The organism is Pararhodospirillum oryzae (assembly GCF_007992075.1).
Taxonomy (GTDB): Bacteria; Pseudomonadota; Alphaproteobacteria; order Rhodospirillales; family Rhodospirillaceae; genus Pararhodospirillum; species Pararhodospirillum oryzae.
In genome coordinates this window covers 1-1,883 of sequence record NZ_BJZO01000172.1, presented here as the reverse complement: position 1 = coordinate 1,883, position 1,883 = coordinate 1, and the positions used below count along the sequence as shown (strand labels likewise).

1 protein-coding gene is annotated in these 1,883 nt (G+C 68.3%); it reads left to right on the top strand.

What is annotated here, in order from left to right:
• Nucleotides 1–341: 341 nt before the first annotated feature.
• A partial coding sequence (locus tag ROR02_RS16310) for a FecR family protein (protein ID WP_147165096.1) occupies nucleotides 342–1,883 on the top strand: 1,542 nt, incomplete at its 3' end.

Sequence of the window (1,883 nt, the reverse complement as noted above, 5' to 3'; positions counted from 1 at the left end):
ACACATGCCCGGGCGTCGGCTGCCGGTCTTTTCAGTTGATCCAAGGAATGGTACCCTGACCCCCGGTCAGTGACTGGCGGTCGTCGGGGGCCGTTCCGTCGGGTTGCTGAGCGGGTTGCCCTTTTCGTGGGCCCCAGGAGGCGGGGACCGGGGCAAGGCTTCCCGTCGGTAACGGGTTTGGATCAGGGATCAAGGACCGGGAAGACGGCAAGGCTGGAGGCGTTCGCGCGAACCGGCCGAAAAGTCTATCCCGGAAGCGCTATTTTTACCCTGTTCCGACAAGGCTACACTAAAGAAACGGACGCGCGCGCGGGCGCGGACGGAGCCAGGCGGAGTGGACCATGACGATCGTGACGCGAGAGATGGGAGCGCCCCGGGAAGCGGACGCGCTTCAAGAGGGTTCCGACTCCGGGACGGTCGCCCCCTTCAGCCCGGGCGGTGCCGGACTGACGGTTGTGGAAGGCGCCGGGGGTGGCCCCATCACCGTCGAGTCGTCCACCTTGCTCTTGTATGGCTCCTACGCCCGCGACGGCAACGACCTGATCCTGACCGACGGCGCCGGGCACGGCGTCGTGGTGCGCGACTACTTCGCCACCACCCCGCCACCGGCCTTGACCACGGGCGAGGGCGTGCACCTGGACGGGGCCACGGTGTCCCATCTGGCCGGCAGCCCCACCCCGGGAATGGTCGCCCAGGCGGGCGCGGCCGCTGGCACTGCCGAGGCCATTGGCTCGGTCACCAAGGTGACGGGCGAGGTCACCATCGTGCACCCCGATGGCACCCGGGAAACGCCCAAGGCCGGCGATCCGGTTTTCCAGGGCGACGTGGTGGAAACCCAGGCCGACGGCGCGATCGGCATTACCTTCGTGGATGGCTCGGCTTTTTCGCTCAGCAGCCGGGGCCGCATGGTGCTGGACGAACTGGTCTACGATCCCTCGTCGGGCGAGGGCTCCAGTTCGGTGAGCCTGGTGGCCGGTGTGTTCTCGTTCGTGTCGGGGGGCATCGCCCGCTCGGGGCCCGACGCCATGACCGTGACCACTCCCGTGGCCACCATCGGCATTCGCGGCACCGTGGGCGTGATCAAGATCGCCGTTCCCGAGGGAGCCGACCTTGGCGATCTCGACGCCATGCGCGAGATCCTGACCCGGGCCGGGGTGAGCGTGGAAGTCACCTTGCTGCCCAACGCGGATGGCTCCACGGGCGAGATTCTCTTCGTGCCCATGGGCGGCCAGCCCCAGGTCCTGAACGTGCCCTACGACGCGGTGCGCGCGACCTTGGGTCAGATCGCGGACACGATCCAGACAACGATCGAGCGCTACTCCGCCAACCCGGATTCGTTCCGTCCGGAGGGCGAGAACGGCCGTGCCCTGGATTACCTGCCGCCGGGCTCGACGTCCGAGGGATCGCAGGGCGACCAGGGACAGCAAGGTCCGCAGGGGCAGCAAGGGCAGCAGGATTCCGGTCAGGACACGCAGCAGGCCTCGGGGACCGGGGCCGACGCGACCGGTCAGGGCAACCCGGAGGAAGCCCAGCAAGCCGCGCAGAACACCCACCGCCAGATCCCAGACGAGAATCAGGTGGATGATCTGGGGCTGGTGGACCTGTTCGCCGGCAGTGGCGACCAGGGCACCAGCGGTTCGGGGGGCCAGGACAACCTGGGCGGCGGGACGGGATCGGGCGGCGGCGGAGAGGCGGCCGGGGGAAGGGACTCGACTAGTTTCGACCGCCTTGCCGAAGCCATCCGGGCTTTCGCCGACACCATCGCCAACTCGGTTTTGCGCGAAATATCCGATTCGGACACGAATAACGACACAATTCGGGCGCCCCGAACCGACACAACACCGGCCACCGGGGGGACGGATACCTCGACGGGGACCGGGGGC